11 protein-coding genes and 1 pseudogene are annotated in these 14,895 nt (G+C 46.6%); 7 read left to right on the top strand and 5 right to left on the bottom strand.

Going from position 1 to position 14,895, the window contains the following annotated elements:
* Window positions 1-22: 22 nt before the first annotated feature.
* A complete protein-coding gene (locus tag LZG74_RS13115; protein WP_233797022.1) occupies window positions 23-3,049 on the bottom strand; it encodes a TonB-dependent receptor in 3,027 nt (1,008 codons plus the stop codon).
* A 361-nt stretch (window positions 3,050-3,410) separates the two neighbouring features.
* Here LZG74_RS13115 and LZG74_RS13110 point away from each other — a divergent pair, with 361 nt between their 5' ends.
* From LZG74_RS13110 to LZG74_RS13100, 3 genes and pseudogenes are all read left to right on the top strand, one after another.
* The gene (locus tag LZG74_RS13110) at window positions 3,411-4,568 is read left to right on the top strand and encodes a substrate-binding domain-containing protein (protein ID WP_409014477.1); all 1,158 of its coding nucleotides are present in this window, start codon (window positions 3,411-3,413) and stop codon (window positions 4,566-4,568) included.
* Between the two features lie 67 nt (window positions 4,569-4,635).
* Complete coding sequence (locus LZG74_RS13105; RefSeq protein ID WP_233797020.1) at window positions 4,636-4,842, top strand: hypothetical protein; 207 nt, start codon at window positions 4,636-4,638, stop codon at window positions 4,840-4,842.
* A gap of 17 nt (window positions 4,843-4,859) precedes the next feature.
* Window positions 4,860-5,099: pseudogene (locus LZG74_RS13100) on the top strand (Txe/YoeB family addiction module toxin); the annotation flags it as partial.
* Window positions 5,100-5,199: 100 nt separating this feature from the next.
* On the opposite strand, the gene LZG74_RS13095 reads toward LZG74_RS13100, so the two are convergent.
* The 4 genes from LZG74_RS13095 to LZG74_RS13080 all read right to left on the bottom strand — a co-directional run bounded on the left by LZG74_RS13095 (window position 5,200) and on the right by LZG74_RS13080 (window position 9,819).
* Window positions 5,200-6,165, bottom strand: coding sequence for a sugar phosphate isomerase/epimerase (locus tag LZG74_RS13095; RefSeq protein ID WP_233797019.1), 966 nt, complete (start codon window positions 6,163-6,165; stop codon window positions 5,200-5,202).
* Window positions 6,166-6,305: 140 nt separating this feature from the next.
* The gene (locus LZG74_RS13090; protein ID WP_233797018.1) at window positions 6,306-7,769 is read right to left on the bottom strand and encodes an alpha-L-fucosidase; all 1,464 of its coding nucleotides are present in this window, start codon (window positions 7,767-7,769) and stop codon (window positions 6,306-6,308) included.
* A gap of 109 nt (window positions 7,770-7,878) precedes the next feature.
* Window positions 7,879-8,913 (bottom strand): isoaspartyl peptidase/L-asparaginase family protein, encoded by a 1,035-nt coding sequence (locus tag LZG74_RS13085; RefSeq protein WP_233797017.1) that lies wholly within the window; start codon window positions 8,911-8,913, stop codon window positions 7,879-7,881.
* Between the two features lie 192 nt (window positions 8,914-9,105).
* Complete coding sequence (locus tag LZG74_RS13080; protein WP_233797016.1) at window positions 9,106-9,819, bottom strand: SDR family oxidoreductase; 714 nt, start codon at window positions 9,817-9,819, stop codon at window positions 9,106-9,108.
* Between the two features lie 146 nt (window positions 9,820-9,965).
* Here LZG74_RS13080 and fabG point away from each other — a divergent pair, with 146 nt between their 5' ends.
* Genes fabG through LZG74_RS13060 form a run of 4 tightly spaced genes read left to right on the top strand, consistent with a single transcriptional unit; the run spans window position 9,966 to window position 14,823 of the window.
* The gene (gene fabG, locus LZG74_RS13075; protein WP_233797015.1) at window positions 9,966-10,712 is read left to right on the top strand and encodes a 3-oxoacyl-[acyl-carrier-protein] reductase; all 747 of its coding nucleotides are present in this window, start codon (window positions 9,966-9,968) and stop codon (window positions 10,710-10,712) included.
* Between the two features lie 26 nt (window positions 10,713-10,738).
* Window positions 10,739-12,814: a VWA domain-containing protein gene (locus tag LZG74_RS13070; protein WP_233797014.1), complete on the top strand. Its 2,076-nt coding sequence runs from the start codon at window positions 10,739-10,741 to the stop codon at window positions 12,812-12,814.
* Window positions 12,801-13,781, top strand: a complete 981-nt coding sequence (locus LZG74_RS13065) for a DUF2279 domain-containing protein (RefSeq protein WP_233797013.1) — start codon at window positions 12,801-12,803, stop codon at window positions 13,779-13,781. Before LZG74_RS13070 ends, LZG74_RS13065 begins: the two co-directional genes overlap by 14 nt.
* Before the next feature lie 58 nt (window positions 13,782-13,839).
* Complete coding sequence (locus tag LZG74_RS13060; protein ID WP_233797012.1) at window positions 13,840-14,823, top strand: Smr/MutS family protein; 984 nt, start codon at window positions 13,840-13,842, stop codon at window positions 14,821-14,823.
* Window positions 14,824-14,895: the final 72 nt, after the last annotated feature.

Raw genomic sequence — 14,895 nt, 5'->3', positions numbered from 1 at the left:
AATTAGAATCAGTGATGAGGATTTAGAATGTTACCTGAATACCACCCAGAAATGATCTGGATTGCGGATAAACGAAGTTGTCAACGCCGATGATCGTGTTGGAACCTGCGTAAGTATTCACCTCCGGATCGTATCCGCTGTAATCGGTGATCGTAAACAGGTTATTGGCGCTTACATACAGGCGAATGCCCTGCACACCCTTGAAACGCGGTAATGTGTAACCCAGCGTCAGGTTTTTGCAGCGCATATAAGAGCCGTCTTCAACCACATAATTTGAAATCGGAAGCCTTCCGCCTTGCGCGCCGCTCACATACTGATTGCTCGGATTTGTAGGCGACCAGCGGTCCACAACGCCTTTCAGCAAGTTGCGCTGACCCAGCGGGTTTTCGAATGATAAGCGGCTGGCATTGTAAATATCATTGCCCTGCGATCCGGAGATAAACACGCCCAGGTCAAAGCCTTTGAAGGCGAGGTTGGTTGAAAAACCATAGATGAATTTCGGATTAGGATTACCCACAATAACCTGATCGGCGGCCGTGATCTGGTTGTCGCCCGTCACGTCTTTGATCTTATGGCCGCCCAAGCGCCCGTCATAACCCGGAAGAATCGCTTCGCCTGTTTGATTCACACCATCAAAAACATACGTTTTGAACATCCCAAGCGGCTGTCCCACAGACAAAATCGTGTACGTGGTAACAAAGCGCTCATTAGTAACACCGCCGTCCAGGTTCAGTACTTTGTTGCGGTTGAATGTAGTGTTGGCCGAAACGTCCCATTTTAATTTTCCATCCAGGATCCGGGCATTCAGGGCGAGTTCCAGCCCCTTGTTTTCAAGTGATGCAAAATTGCCCGTTATCGAGCCATATCCCGCGCTTAACGGCAGGCCTTTGATGTAGAGCAGGTCGTCTGTTTTCTTATGATAAACATCGGCAATGAAGCTCACGCGGTTGTTCAGCAAACTCACGTCAATCCCTAAATTAGCCTGCTTCGAACGTTCCCAGCGCAAATCCGGATTTGCAATGCCGGTAGGATTAATGCCGGTCACGTAAGTATGGTTGATCAAATAATCACTGCCCGTTGAGGCGGCCGTTGAAAGCGATTGGTAAGGGTTTATGCCGCCTGCATTTCCTGTAATCCCGAAGCTTCCACGCAGTTTCAGGTCAGATAACCAGGTTAAATCTTTGATAAATGGCTCTTCAATCAAACGGTAGGCTGCTGAAATGGCTGGGAAAACGCCGTATTTGTGGTTAGCCCCAAACTTGCTCGAACCGTCCACGCGTGCTGTGAGGTCGAGGAAAATTTTGTCTTTGAAACCGTAATTGATCCGGGCAAGATAAGAATCGAGTCGCTGGCTGCTCCGGCTGCTGCTAACTGTCCGCGTCAATGCAAGCTGTAATGCTTCGTTTTGCGTGGCATCGTTGGGGAAACCGGTTGCATTCAAATTATTGGAATTCGATTGTTCGAGCTGCGTTCCAAAAACCGCTGTGGCTTTTAATGAATGGTTTTTTCCAAAATTTGTATTGTAGGTTAAAATGCTCTCGTGCAGCAAAGCCAGGAAATTGCCATTGCCTTTGGCGCCAGACCCGGAATTATCATTCAGGTCACTTTTATTAACGATCGACCTGGGCGAGTAAGCGTTGAACAATTCGCCGCGCTGGTCAATGTTGAAAGAAGCGCGATAGGTAAGTCCTTTGACAAAATTCACTTCGGCATAAAGATTGGCCAGCGTTCTTTTAATGTCCCTGTTCATCAGCATTGCCGCAAAGTTCAGCGGGTTCACAACCTCGCGATACTGACCGCCGGCTTGCTCACCGAACGGGAAGATGGAACCGTCTTCGCGATAAGGTTTCAGCGTAGGCGGTGCGCCAATTGCGGCTCCCAGAACAGAAGACAGCACTGCGCCACCGTCCCCGATGTTCTCACCACCCGTCTGGATGCCATCATTAATAGAATAACTTCCTAGAATGCTCGTTCCGATCTTTACCTTTTTGCTCAGCCTGTGATCCAGGTTCAAACGATACGAATACCGCTTGAATGATGATCCGATGAATGTTCCCTGCTGGTCGAAATAGTTAAGTGACAATGCGAGTTGTGTTTTTTCATTTCCGCCATTGATCGAAAGCTGGTGGTTCTGGATCGGTGCTTTACGGAAGATGTAGTTCTGCCAATTCACACCTTCGCCCAGAGAAGCAGGATCGGGATAATAGTTGTTTTTGAAAACTTCATTTTCGAGCTGTGCAAACTCGGACGCATTCAATACATCGAGTTGTTTGTTTACCTTCTGGGTGCCGTAGTAGCTGTCGAATGTGACATTGGTTTTGCCGCTTTTACCTCGTTTTGTCGTGATCAAAACAACACCATTAGCAGCCCTGGCGCCATATATAGCCGATGCAGAAGCGTCTTTCAGGACTTCAACGGACTCGATATCATTAGGGTTAATGGTAGAAAGCGGGCTTACATCCGTGATGCCGCCGCCGTTGGAGATCTGGATCCCGTCGATCACATACAGCGGTTCGGAGGAACCATTAATAGAGTTGGTTCCCCGGATCCGCACACTGATGTTCCCGCCGGGAGCGCCGGAATTTTGGTTGATCTGCATCCCTGAAACTCTTGCTTGTAAACCTTGCGCAATGTTTGCAACGGGCGTTTGCACCAGATCTTCTGCCTTCACGGATGCAATTGAACCGGTTGTTTCTACACGTCGCTGCGTTCCGTAACCCACTACAACCACTTCTTCTAGTGCCTTTGTGTCGGTTTTTAGGTTAATGTCAATGCTCGTGCGGTTATTGATGGCAATTTCTTCCTTTAAATACCCGACAAATGAAAAGACGAGTGTAGCATTTGCCGCAGCTTCAATGGCATAGGTGCCTTCTACGGTTGTTAATGTTCCCTGCTGCGTCCCTTTTACCGTTACGCTGGCACCGGGAATTCCTTCCCCTTTGTCATCTGTAACTTTTCCCGTCACCATGTCGGACTGCGCCAGCAATGCATGCGTCAAGCCCAATTGCAGGACCATCAGCAAAATTGATTCAAGTATTCTTCTCTTCATATACTAATTATTAGGGTTAAAGGCAACATTGTTCAAATGGGAATAATGCAATTCAAAATGCAATTGATATGTAGCAGCGCTGATTATGGCTATTGAAAAACTTATTCATTCTGCGTTTTGATTGGTCGTTTAACATAAATATAGATGCGTCTGCAGGTGAAATCAAGCCATTCAGGACCCAAATAAATGTGGGAATTAAACTAAAAGTATCGGCAACGTTTGCGAAGACGTTGCCGATATATGGTTTTATGACTTTTTAATATAAGAATTTTATATTTTTGTAAGTGGGATTAGTGTGTGAGGCAAGTTGTTGTTCAAAAGGTCGGATTATTAAAAAAGTGCAAAGTTTATGGTTAAATGTGTGAAGTGTGAACAGGTGGATAGCATTATGAAGGCAGGTTACGTCAGGGGCAAACAGCGCTATCTGTGCAAAACCTGTAACTACTATTTTACGCATTCGGAAAAGGACTTGTCTCTGCCTTCTGCTGTCAAGCGCAAGCGGCATCAGACCACGATCATCGACATTGCAAAATCGCTGGGGGTTTCGAACTCCACCGTTTCCCGCGCCTTACACGGGCATGCAGACATTAATCCGGAAACCCGGCAGGCTGTGCTGGATAAGGCATTGCAGCTGGATTACCAGCCCAATCAGCTTGCCTATAACCTGGTAAAAAGCAAGACTAATACAATTGGAATGATCGTTCCGGAATTTCACAATCCGTTCTTCCCTAATGTGATCATAGGCGCGCATGAAGTGCTTACCAGGGCGGGTTATAACCTGACGATCATGCAAAGCAACGAATCATACCAGGTTGAAATATCCAATACAAAAGCAATGCTCGCCAACCGCATTGATGGATTGCTGATATCGCTCACCCAGGAAACCAACAATTTTGAACATTTGGGTGTGTTCGAAAAGCGGGGCATTCCGCTCGTGCTTTTTAACAGGGTTTGTGAGCAGATCAACGTGCCCAAAGTGGTTGTGAATGATTTCGAAGCTTCTTTTCTGGCTGTGGAGCATTTGATTATGAATGGTTATGAAAGGATCGCGCATTTGGGCGGGCCGCTCAATTTACTGGTCAGCCAGGAGCGGTTGAGAGGTTATCGGGCCGCAATGGAAAAGCATGGCAAAATCATTGAAGACCATATGATCATCCAGGGCATGCTGACGCAGCAGAAGGCCAGGATTTACGGACAATATCTGCTCGATCTGGCCAATCGCCCGGATGCTATTTTCGCAGTGAATGACTCTGCGGCCATCGAAATTATGCTGATAGCAAAAGAAAAAGGGATCAGCATTCCCGATGAGCTCGGCGTGGTCGGTTTCAGCGACAACCCGGAATCTGCCTACATCGGCCCCGGCCTTACCACCATCCGCCAGCCCACCCACGAAATCGGCCGCACCACAGCAGACTGGATTTTGCAGCTTGTTGATGATGAGGATGTTATCCTGCCAGACAAGAAAATTTTAAAAACTGAGCTGATCGTAAGAGGCTCCTCGCGGCGGTGTGGGGTTTAAGATTTTTCTTTATATTTGAAATCCATTACTCAATCCATGACACATACTAACTTTAAAAATCTTCACTATGCTACGATTAGCGGTGCCATCCAGTAAAGAAAAACGGACTATTCTTAACTTTTTGAGCCGTAAGGCCCGGAAGAAAGCGGTTGCCGAAATGGACGCAACGGAATACCTGATGAGTAATCCAGTAAACAGAGATTACTTGCTGAAAGCCATTGATGATGTCGAAAATGGCAGAAATATTTTTTATCGTGATCTGATCGAACCTTGATGCTCGCGTGGTGAGCCAAGGCTTGGGAGGACTATCTTGAATGGCAAAGGACCGATAAGGCAATCGTTATAAAAATTAACGAGCTTATAAAAGAATGTTTGAGGCACCCTTTTGAAGGTAAGGGCAAGCCGGAATTACTTAAGTCAAATTTTTCGGGTTATTGGTCAAGAAGAATCACGAACGAGCATCGCCTGGTTTACAAAGTAGAGAAAGATTCGATAACGATTGTACAATGCCGGTATCATTATGAAAAGTGATTGTTGCCACGAATGCGTCGCGGCAGTGTATCCGTGGCAACACAAAAAAAGTGCGGATCCAATGAAGCCGCACTTTATAATTATGATTGTCTTGCAGGGATTAACTAAACACTTCCCTGAATAATTTCAGGCTTTTGGGCACGGCTGTGGCCGCATCTTCTTTTCCTTCCATTTCCAAAGAGATATAACCTTTGAAATTGGCTTTGCGCAGAATGTCTGCGATGCGTTTATAGTCCAGATCCAGGTCGTAATAATGCCCACCTCCATAATAAGTTTTCGCCTGAACGATTGTTGCGTATGGTGCCAACCGCTCAAACTGCGGATAGGGATCGCCGACGAAATTTCCCGTATCCACATTCATACCCATAGCAGGCGATGAAGCAAGTGGCTTGTAAATTTCGAGCAGATAATCAATGTTGGAAGATAAGCCCCAGTGGTTTTCAATAGCGAGCACTACACCAGCCTTTTCGGCAGCAACGAGACATTCGCCCATCGCATCGATGCACCATTTAATGGCGTCCTGGTCGGTGTAACCTTCAATCGGTGGTTCTTTGCCGTCTTTATAATATTTGGCGTCCCGCTTTGCAGTCCGCCAGCTGCCTGTGTTCATCCGGATGGCCGGGATTCCCATTTGAACAGCCATATCGATACATTTGAGCGTATGCTCGATGTCTTTTTTACGGTCTTCGGCCTTGGGCTGCACGAAACTCTGGTGAATAGAAAGCAGCGGAAGCGATAAGCCATTATCGAAAGCAAGTCTTTTCAGCTTGTTCATATAAGGAACCGTTTCGTTTTCCATCTGGCGATGCAGAATCTCAACACCGTCAAATCCCAGCTTGGCTGCGTCTTCAATCACTTTTTCAACCGGATATTTCTCTTTCCCGAAATGCCAGTAAGAATAGGTTGAAACGGCAATCGGGATTCTTCTTGCTGGCAAAGCTGCGGGTGATGTTGTGACAGCATTTACGGGTTTACCCGCCACAGCCGCGACGCCTGCCAGTGCAGCAGTCTTCAACCAGGTCCGGCGTGATTCGCCGTCACCTTTCGTATTCAGATCAAGAGACATGGTGTAAAGATTTAGGAATAGTTTATATAACTAAAATTTGAAAAATTTGTGACAAAGCAAGTTAAATAATCAACCTGCTTTGTCCAAATCGGTCAGGGGTTTTGTTATAACATTGGCTGAGAAATGTCTCTCAGATAGATCTATTCCGAATCTTTATAAAGGCCGAATTCGCTAACCGCAATGCTGACAGGCGATTTTGTAATGCGAAGTCTGACTTTTTGTGTAGTAACAGGCGTAGCAAGTTTCACAATTCTTTTAGCGCCAACACTCGTTCCTTTATGGATTTCCTTCCATGCGTTGCCTTCCCAGCTATCCACCGCAAATTCTTCGATGCGCTGTCCTAGCTTGATAAATTCTTGTAACGTAATAATATCGAACGTAATGGGCTGGCTCAGGTCAATGACAACCTCGGGAGTTTTGAAATCATCGTCGGTTGCCCAGTATGTATCCGGTTTTCCGTCCAGAATGTTTTTGGCGCTGTAAATAGAGTTGTAACCCCGCACATTCACAGCTTTGGAGCCTGCTCTTGCGATCAGGTTTGTTGCAAATGTCTCTTTTACATGGTTACCAAACGATTTTAATGCTGCAACATCATCCTCGTGCAATTGTCCCCGCGTATCCGGAGCAAGGCCAAGATCCAGCGCCGCACCGCGCCCCACACTTTTTAGATACAGATCAAATAACTTTTCGGGTGTTTTTGGCTTTTCTGTGGGGTGGTAAAACCATCCTTTGCGCAACGGCACATCACATTCAGCCGGGATCCAGAATTTACCATTTCTCGTTCCCCCTGGGTTTTCGGTGGCATTTGCCTGTCCCGGAACTGCAACATTCTGGCCTTCCGAAGGCTTCGGGGTAAGCGTTGCCCAGGAAGTTTCGTTTACACTGCCGTCCTCATTTCCAGCCCAGCGAACGTCCCAGCCGATATCGCTGAATATGTTCGCAGTTGGTTGTAGTTTACGGGTCAGGTTGGTCCATGTGGAATCCCACTGATAGTAAGTGGTGTTATCGATCGCCCGTTTCTCCCGTTCGCCGCCATAATAACCGTCGCCGCCGTTAGCGCCATCGTGCCACGACATAAACAGTTCACCATAATTGGTGTAAAGTTCACGAAGCTGTTCTCTGTAAATGGCAATGTATTCGGGAGTGCCATATTTTGCATTATTACGGTCCCACGGAGAACAGTAAACGCCGAATTTTAGACCATGTTTTCTTGCCGCGTCAGCAACCTCTTTAACCATATCGCCTTTGCCGCCGCGGAACGGGCTCTTAGTAATGTTGTAGTCTGTGGTTTTGGTAGGCCATAATGCAAAGCCGTCGTGGTGCTTGGCCACCAGCACTATTCCTCTTAGTCCTCCTGCTTTTGCAGCAAGTATGATCTGCTCTGCGTTAAAATCGGAAGGGTTGAATGCTTTCGGATCTGCATCGCCGAAGCCCCATTCTTTGTTTTCAAATGTTGTGGGAGTAAAGTGGATGAGGCCGTAAACTTCGGTTTCATGCCATGTAACCTGCCTCGGGGCTGGTAATGCGCCGTAAGGTTTCGGAGGAGTTTGCGCAAACGAATTTAATGCCGTTAACAGGAAAAGTGTGGCTAAGGGTTTTATCATTTTTTTGTATTAAAATTAAATAGAAAACGTCCGGTGAATTCTAAAAGTGAAGATCGGTTTTTTTGAAACAGATCACTAATTTTTGTTGAGTATGTTCATGTCGTTAAGCTCACGGGAAATAGCTTTTCGCATTGATAACCACTCCTTTTCCGCCTTTTTCTGTAACTGTATAGTTGAAACCTTTTTGCACGGAATAAGCGCCTACTTCACCTTGCTTGTTGATGGCCAGAAAGCCAACCTGGAAAGTTTTTGCACGCTCGGGATTGGGCTTTACGATGCGTTCGATGGCTTTTTTGCAGGCTTCTTCCGGTGAAAGGCCGGAGCGCATGAACTCTACAACGAGGTGTGTTCCACATACGCGGATCACCTCTTCGCCCTGCCCGGACGATGTGGCAGCGCCTATTTCATTGTCTACAAAAAGTCCGGCGCCGATAATAGGGGAGTCGCCAACCCTTCCGCGCATCTTGAAACCCATTCCGCTGGTTGTGCACATGCCCGACAGGTCGCCGTTGTTATCCAGGGCTAATGTGCCCATTGTATCATGGTTAAAAGAGCCGTCTTCGAGCCGGGGAGGGGCAAATGGGCCGTGGCCTTTCTGACCTTTCAACTGCTGGTGTTCAATGTTGATAACGGGCTTGTATTCGGCTTTTTTCAGCCACTCTTTATAGGTTTTGTCTGCATCGGGAGAAAGCGCTGCCGATTCCAGTTTAAAACCATTCGCTACTGCAAATTGCTGAGCGCCTACGCCAGCTAGGAATACGTGTGGTGTGGTTTCCATGAGCTTCCGGGCTACCGAAATCGGATGTTTGATCCTTTCCAGGAATGCTACTGAGCCGCAATTTGCTTTTTCATCCATAATGCTGGCATCCAGCGTTACAAACCCGTCCCGGTCCGGATTACCGCCGAGTCCGACGCAGCAATTGACCTCATTTTCCATGGCGATGGCAGCTTGTTCCACTGCGTCCAATGCTCGTCCCCCTTTATCCAGCACAGGCCAGGCTGCCGCGTTGGAAATCTGTCCGCTGTCCCATGTAGAAATCACGATTGGTTTTCTTGCTGCACTTTTTGCAAATAGTTTCTGAACACTCGCAAGGGGCAGAGCCAGGGCAGAAAGGCGTAAAAATGAACGGCGAGAAGGGGTCATCAGGATGTATTTTTAAAATTTTTTCAAATATACATTCCTATGCTTCATCCGGCAATGAAAGTAACATTATTTTGCAAAACTGGCGAATGCTGATATGTAATTTGCTGAATGTGAATTCAGGCCTACTTTATATATAAAACGCCCGAAAAGCTGTGTGCTTCCGGGCGGGCGTTATACTTGATAATCAGATTGCTACTTAGGTGGCATAGCAGGTCTTACTTCCACTTTGCTAGGCAATGTTCTGGCTGGCATTTTGATCAGATCGGAGACGATTTGTCCGATATCTTCCGGCTGGATTTTCCATGCATCTTTTTCGGACGGTTTATGGTCTCCGAATTCGGTTGCAACGGAGCCTGGCATTATCGTAGTTACTTTGACACCTGCATCTCTCACGTCCATCATCATGGCCTGCGAGAACCCTACCAGTCCGAACTTGCTGGCATTATATGCGCTTCCGCCTGCGAAAAAGTTGGTGCCGGCCAGGCTGGCAATGTTGATAAAGTAACCTTTTGTCTCTGTCAGCGCTGCCAGTGATGCTTTTGCACTGAAAAATACGCCGGTCAGGTTAATGTCGATAGTTTCCTGCCATTGATCGGCAGTAAGGTCTTTTAAAGGGGCGAAATGTCCTACGCCGGCATTGGCTATCAGATAATTAAGCTGTCCCCATTTTGATATAACGGTTTCCACCGCTTTTTGCTGGGATTCCAGACTTCTGACATCGGACTCGATGCCGATTGCGAACCCGTCATTTATCTTGTTCAATGAAGCGGCCGCTTTATCAGCGCTTTCTTTTGAACGGCTGGTGACCGCTACCCGGATGCCTTCTTTAATGAGCACTTCTGCAATGCCGTAACCTATTCCCTTTGAGCCGCCTGTTATCAGCGCTGTCTTGATTGATTCTGCCATTACTTTCAATTTAAATAAACAAAAACTAAATGTAGTGGGTTAACAGCGTCACAAGTCAGAAGGTTTCTGTAGTTTCTTTTTTGGCAGTGCCTGTTAAAACCCTATTTTTGTCGACCAAAATCATTTTGACAGAATTATTCCCATTTATGAAATTAGTAGAAAATAAAGTCGCGTTGTTAACCGGAGCATCACGTGGTATTGGTCGTTCCATTGCTTTACGCCTGGCTCAGGAAGGGGCTGATGTTGCATTTACCTACTTATCAAGTGTTGAAAAAGGTGAGGCGCTGGCCAAAGAACTGGAGCAGTTCGGTGTAAGGGCGAAGGGTTATCGATCGGACGCGTCGGATTTCCAGGCAGCGGACCAGCTCGTTACAGATGTCCTTGCTGACTTTGGAAAACTGGACGTGCTGATTAACAATGCGGGCGTTACACGTGACGGATTGCTAATGCGCATGAGTGAGGAACAATGGGATTCTGTGATTACGATTAACCTGAAATCGGTTTTTAATCTTACGAAGGCAGCAACTAAAAGCATGATGCGCGCCAGAACGGGCTCCATCATCAACATTACTTCGGTGGTGGGGATCAGTGGTAATGCGGGGCAGTCCAATTATGCTGCTTCCAAGGCCGGGATCATTGGTTTTACCAAATCCATCGCACTGGAACTAGGCTCACGCAACATTCGCTCGAATGCTGTTGCTCCCGGATTTATTGAAACGGAAATGACGGATGCTGTGGATTCCAAAGCAGTGGAAGAATGGAAGCAGTCGATTCCGATGAAAAGAGGAGGACAGCCTGAAGAGGTCGCCGATGCCTGCGTTTTTCTTGCTTCTGACCTTTCGCGCTACATTACCGGCCAGGTTTTACAAGTGGACGGCGGTATGTTGACATAGCATGTTTTTTTCGTTACATTTAACACATGCGGTCCGAACTCATTTTCCAAACCCCTTACTGGTTTATTGTCTTCTGTCTGGTGGCAGGCGCTGCTTATGCATTCCTGCTTTACCAACCGACGGCGCCCTGGGGTAAAAAATGGAATTATGTGCTCGCATCATTAAGAGGACTGGCGGTTGGAATGATCTGCTTTCTGCTGTTAGGGCCTCTGGTTCGCAAGACGGAAACTTCTGTTGATAAAGCTAAAATCGTTTTTGCGATCGACAATTCTGAGTCTGTCAAAGGACCAGGAACCGCATTGATGAAGCAGATTTCGGGCGCTGTCGCTGATCTGGAATCGTCTGGTTTTGAGGTGAGTGTGCAAACATTGGAAAAAGATTCGCGTTCACCAGTTCCGGATTCGATCCGTTTTGATGCCAGGAAGACAGACTTGTCTGAAATGCTGCAAACGGTGAAAACCAACTTTGAAGGAAGGAACCTGACGGATGTTATTTTGCTTTCCGATGGGGTTGTTAATCAGGGGATTTCTCCTGCTTATAACCGTTATCCATTTAAAGTGAACACATTGGCGGTTGGTGACACGGTTCCCGATCTGGATATCCGGATCAAAGATGTGGTCAGCAACCGGATCGCCTATCTTGGAAATGAATTCCCTATCCGTGCCGAAATCGCTGCGAATGGCCTGGCCGGAAAATCCACAACGATCACATTGAGGCAGAACGGGCGTACGGTTGCTAGCCAGCAGGTTATGGTGGACCGTCCTTCATTCTTTAAAGCATTTGATTTCAAGGCGTCGTCAACCCAAAAAGGCGTGCAGCATTACACATTGGAATTGGGCGGAATAGCCGGTGAAACTTCACCGAGAAACAACAAAAAAGACATTTATATAGACATTATAGACGGCAGACAAAAAATTCTGCTGATGGCTTTGGCGCCCCATCCGGACATTAAGAGCATTCGCAGCCTGGTAGAAGCCAATGATAATTATGAGCTGGACGTGAAGATTTTGTCTATTTCAAACACACCCATTGCAACTGCCAAGCCGTATGATTTGATCATTTTACATCAGATTCCTAATGTGCTAGGGCTTGGTAATGCGCAGGTCCGTAATTTCATAGAATCCAAAACGCCGCTTTTCTTTATTCTGGGCAACCAGTCCGCGGTGCCGCTCGCCAATTCATTGAACCGTTCTTTGATCATTAATACGTCCAATAATCAGATCGATAAGGTCACGGCACGCTTTAATCCAGCTTTTCAGCAATTGAATTTTGATCCTGAGCAACTCAAATTATTGGAGCGCCTTCCGCCTTTATCCGTTCCCTTTGGCGATTATAACATTTCCTCCGGAACAGAAACGATTTTATTCCAAAAAGTAGGAACATTAAACACCAGCAAGCCGCTGTTGGTTTTGAATACAAATGGTGGGCAAAAAACAGCGGTTCTGGCAGGAGAGGGGATATGGCAATGGCGGCAGGAAGAGTTTGCGCAGACGAATAAGCAGGAAGTCGTGGATAACCTGTTCCAGAAACTGATCCAGGTGCTTTCGGTAAGAGAGGATAAGCGGAAATTTCGCGTTTACCCTGTTCGCAACGAATTTGAAGCTGGTGAGCAGGTTACTTTTCAAACTGAGATTTACAACGATATCTACGAGCAGATTTACGGGCAGGAAGTGAAGCTCGATATCACAAATGAAAAAGGTGTCACCAGGCAATTCACCTACACGCATTCCAAAGAAAATCCGCGTTTCAATGTAAGCGGGCTGTCAGACGGTGTTTACCGATTTTCGGCTTCAACATCGCTGCGTTCCGGGCAGGAGAAAGTGGCCGGGCAGTTTGTGATCAGCAATGCGGATCTTGAATTGAACAATACGACGGCTGATTTCGGGATGTTGCGCGAACTTGCCAGCCGCTCGGGCGGAACATTCACTACGCCCGCAACTTTCAGTGATTTTGTTTCAAAACTCAAAGAAAACCGCCCTTCTGACCGGCTCGACAGCAGCGAAGAAATGGTTGAGATCATTTATATGAAGTGGTTGTTCTTCCTACTGGTCCTGCTTCTCGGCGCAGAATGGGGCCTAAGAAAATACCATGGCGGATATTAACAGGCGTTTTTTATCATGTTTCTTGCTGCTAATCCTGGCTATCTGCCTCTCTCATTCAGTATCTGCCCAAACGGATTCGTTACGAAAAGGCAATTGGCAAACCGATTCTTCACGGATTGATACATTAAAAATCGTTGCGAAAGATTCGGTTCCGGCGGATGCGAGACCAAATTACCGGATGTTACGTGGCATTTTTGCAGCGCAGTCGGCACTGTATCTCGGAACGATTTACGGCCTGAGCAAATCCTGGTATAAAAACCCATTAACCAAGTTCACATTTAAGGACGACACGGGCGAGTGGCTCCAAATGGACAAAATGGGGCACGTTTACACATCATATCAGATTGCGCGGCACACCGCAGAGTTGTATAGAAAAACAGGAATTTCAAAACGCCAAATGTTGGTCTACGGCGCCGTTTCAGGTATTATTTTCCAAACGCCGATTGAAATTCTGGATGGCTTCTCGCCTGATTACGGCTTCTCTCCCGGTGACATGGTCGGTAACATTGCAGGGTCAGTTATATATTTAGGCCAAATCGCACTTTGGGATGAAGTGCGCATTCAGCCGAAATTTTCTTTTCATTATACTTCCCTGGCGCGCGTCCGTCCGGAATTGCTGGGAAGCACCCGTTCTGAAAGCTGGCTGAAAGACTATAATGGTCAGACTTACTGGTTTTCGGGAAGCCCCGGAACATTCTTCAAAAATAGCGGCTGGCCTGCCTGGCTTTGTCTTTCAATTGGTTACGGAATCCATGATATGGTTTCGGCAGAAAAAGAGAAGAGTATCGAGCGGGGTTATCGCCCTTACCGGCAATATTATTTGTCCCTCGACATTGATCTTACAAAAATTAAAACAAAAAGTAAGTTTGTGCGGACGATCGGTTTTTTTGCTAATTCGATCAAAATCCCGGCGCCCGCATTGCAATTCAGCAAAAAAGGCATTGATTTTAAACCGTTTTACTTTTAGCAATTGTTGCTAAAGGATATGGCCTTACGGGCCGTCATTGAGTTCAATCAGATTAAATATGAATATTGGAGATAAAGTAAGGCTTGTGCATGGACGGGAAGAAGGTGTGATTTACGCTTTTTTGCCCGGAAACATTGTGGAAATAGAAATTGAGGACGGCTTCCGGATTCCCGTGCTGCGCAATGAGATCGTGACTATTTCACCCATTGAAAGCCAGCGACTTGTCAAAGAACCGGATTCCAAAAAGATCAAATCGCAGAGTGATGTTATTGTGCCCAGAAATGCGCCGTTTGCGGAAAAAGGAATTTTCCTGGCTTTCGTTGCCGTAAATGACAGGGCGGTGACGATGCATCTGATCAATAACTCCGATTGGGTGTTGCCTTTTACGGCTGTTGCTGTTAATGAGCAGGTTAGTACAGGGTTAGCTGGTGGTGTCTTGCAGCCGCGGACTGCGCAAAAATTGTCGGAGCTGATTATGAAGGACTTCGAAACCTGGCCCGTATTTGAGTTTAAAATACTCTATTACAGGGAAGGTAACCATGCTTTGCCGCAGGCTTTAACCAAACGGATCAAATGCAGGGCGCAATCATTTTACAAAAATAAAGGCAAGGCGCCTGTGTTAGGAAAGGATGCGTTTGTATACCAGATCGATGAGGAAAATTTGAAAACTGAAATACATGCAAGTCCTGAAAATCTTTCCAACGATTTGAAAACGAGCCTGATGGGAGGAGGTAAGGTGGAAACGCCCGTGCTGGAAAAGCCTGAGCAAGTTGTGGATCTGCATATTGAAAAGCTGACCAAGCATGTAGGCTCTCTTTCGAATGACTCTATCCTTAAAACGCAGCTGGCCGCTTTCGAAAGCAATCTTGAATCAGCGATTGCAAACGGAATGGAGGAAATCACATTCATTCATGGCGCCGGAAGCGGGGTTTTGAGGACCGAATTACACAGGAGACTCGGCAAAAATCAGCATGTTAATTATTTTAAAGACGCTCAAAAAGAAAAATTCGGATACGGTGCAACCCTCGTCAAAATTAAATAAGTGGCTCACTAATTGCCTGAATGTATTGTTGATCATGGCATTTGCGCTCAGCATTTGGCAATGCCGTTCTAA

It is taken from the genome of Dyadobacter sp. CY327 (genome assembly GCF_021390415.1).
GTDB lineage: Bacteria > Bacteroidota > Bacteroidia > Cytophagales > Spirosomataceae > Dyadobacter > Dyadobacter chenhuakuii.
Note: the sequence above shows the minus strand (reverse complement) of the source record. Positions and strands in the feature narration are given on the sequence as shown.

Excerpts from the sequence above, each read along its gene's own strand:
- LZG74_RS13090 (WP_233797018.1), bottom strand. The coding sequence starts at position 7,769 with ATGATAAAACCCTTAGCCACACTTTTCCTGTTAACGGCATTAAATTCG.
- LZG74_RS13095 (WP_233797019.1), bottom strand. The coding sequence starts at position 6,165 with ATGTCTCTTGATCTGAATACGAAAGGTGACGGCGAATCACGCCGGACC.
- LZG74_RS13060 (WP_233797012.1), top strand. The coding sequence starts at position 13,840 with ATGAATATTGGAGATAAAGTAAGGCTTGTGCATGGACGGGAAGAAGGT.
- LZG74_RS13115 (WP_233797022.1), bottom strand. The coding sequence starts at position 3,049 with ATGAAGAGAAGAATACTTGAATCAATTTTGCTGATGGTCCTGCAATTG.
- LZG74_RS13080 (WP_233797016.1), bottom strand. The coding sequence starts at position 9,819 with ATGGCAGAATCAATCAAGACAGCGCTGATAACAGGCGGCTCAAAGGGA.
- LZG74_RS13065 (WP_233797013.1), top strand. The coding sequence starts at position 12,801 with ATGGCGGATATTAACAGGCGTTTTTTATCATGTTTCTTGCTGCTAATC.
- LZG74_RS13070 (WP_233797014.1), top strand. The coding sequence starts at position 10,739 with ATGCGGTCCGAACTCATTTTCCAAACCCCTTACTGGTTTATTGTCTTC.
- LZG74_RS13085 (WP_233797017.1), bottom strand. The coding sequence starts at position 8,913 with ATGACCCCTTCTCGCCGTTCATTTTTACGCCTTTCTGCCCTGGCTCTG.
- fabG (WP_233797015.1), top strand. The coding sequence starts at position 9,966 with ATGAAATTAGTAGAAAATAAAGTCGCGTTGTTAACCGGAGCATCACGT.
- LZG74_RS13105 (WP_233797020.1), top strand. The coding sequence starts at position 4,636 with ATGCTACGATTAGCGGTGCCATCCAGTAAAGAAAAACGGACTATTCTT.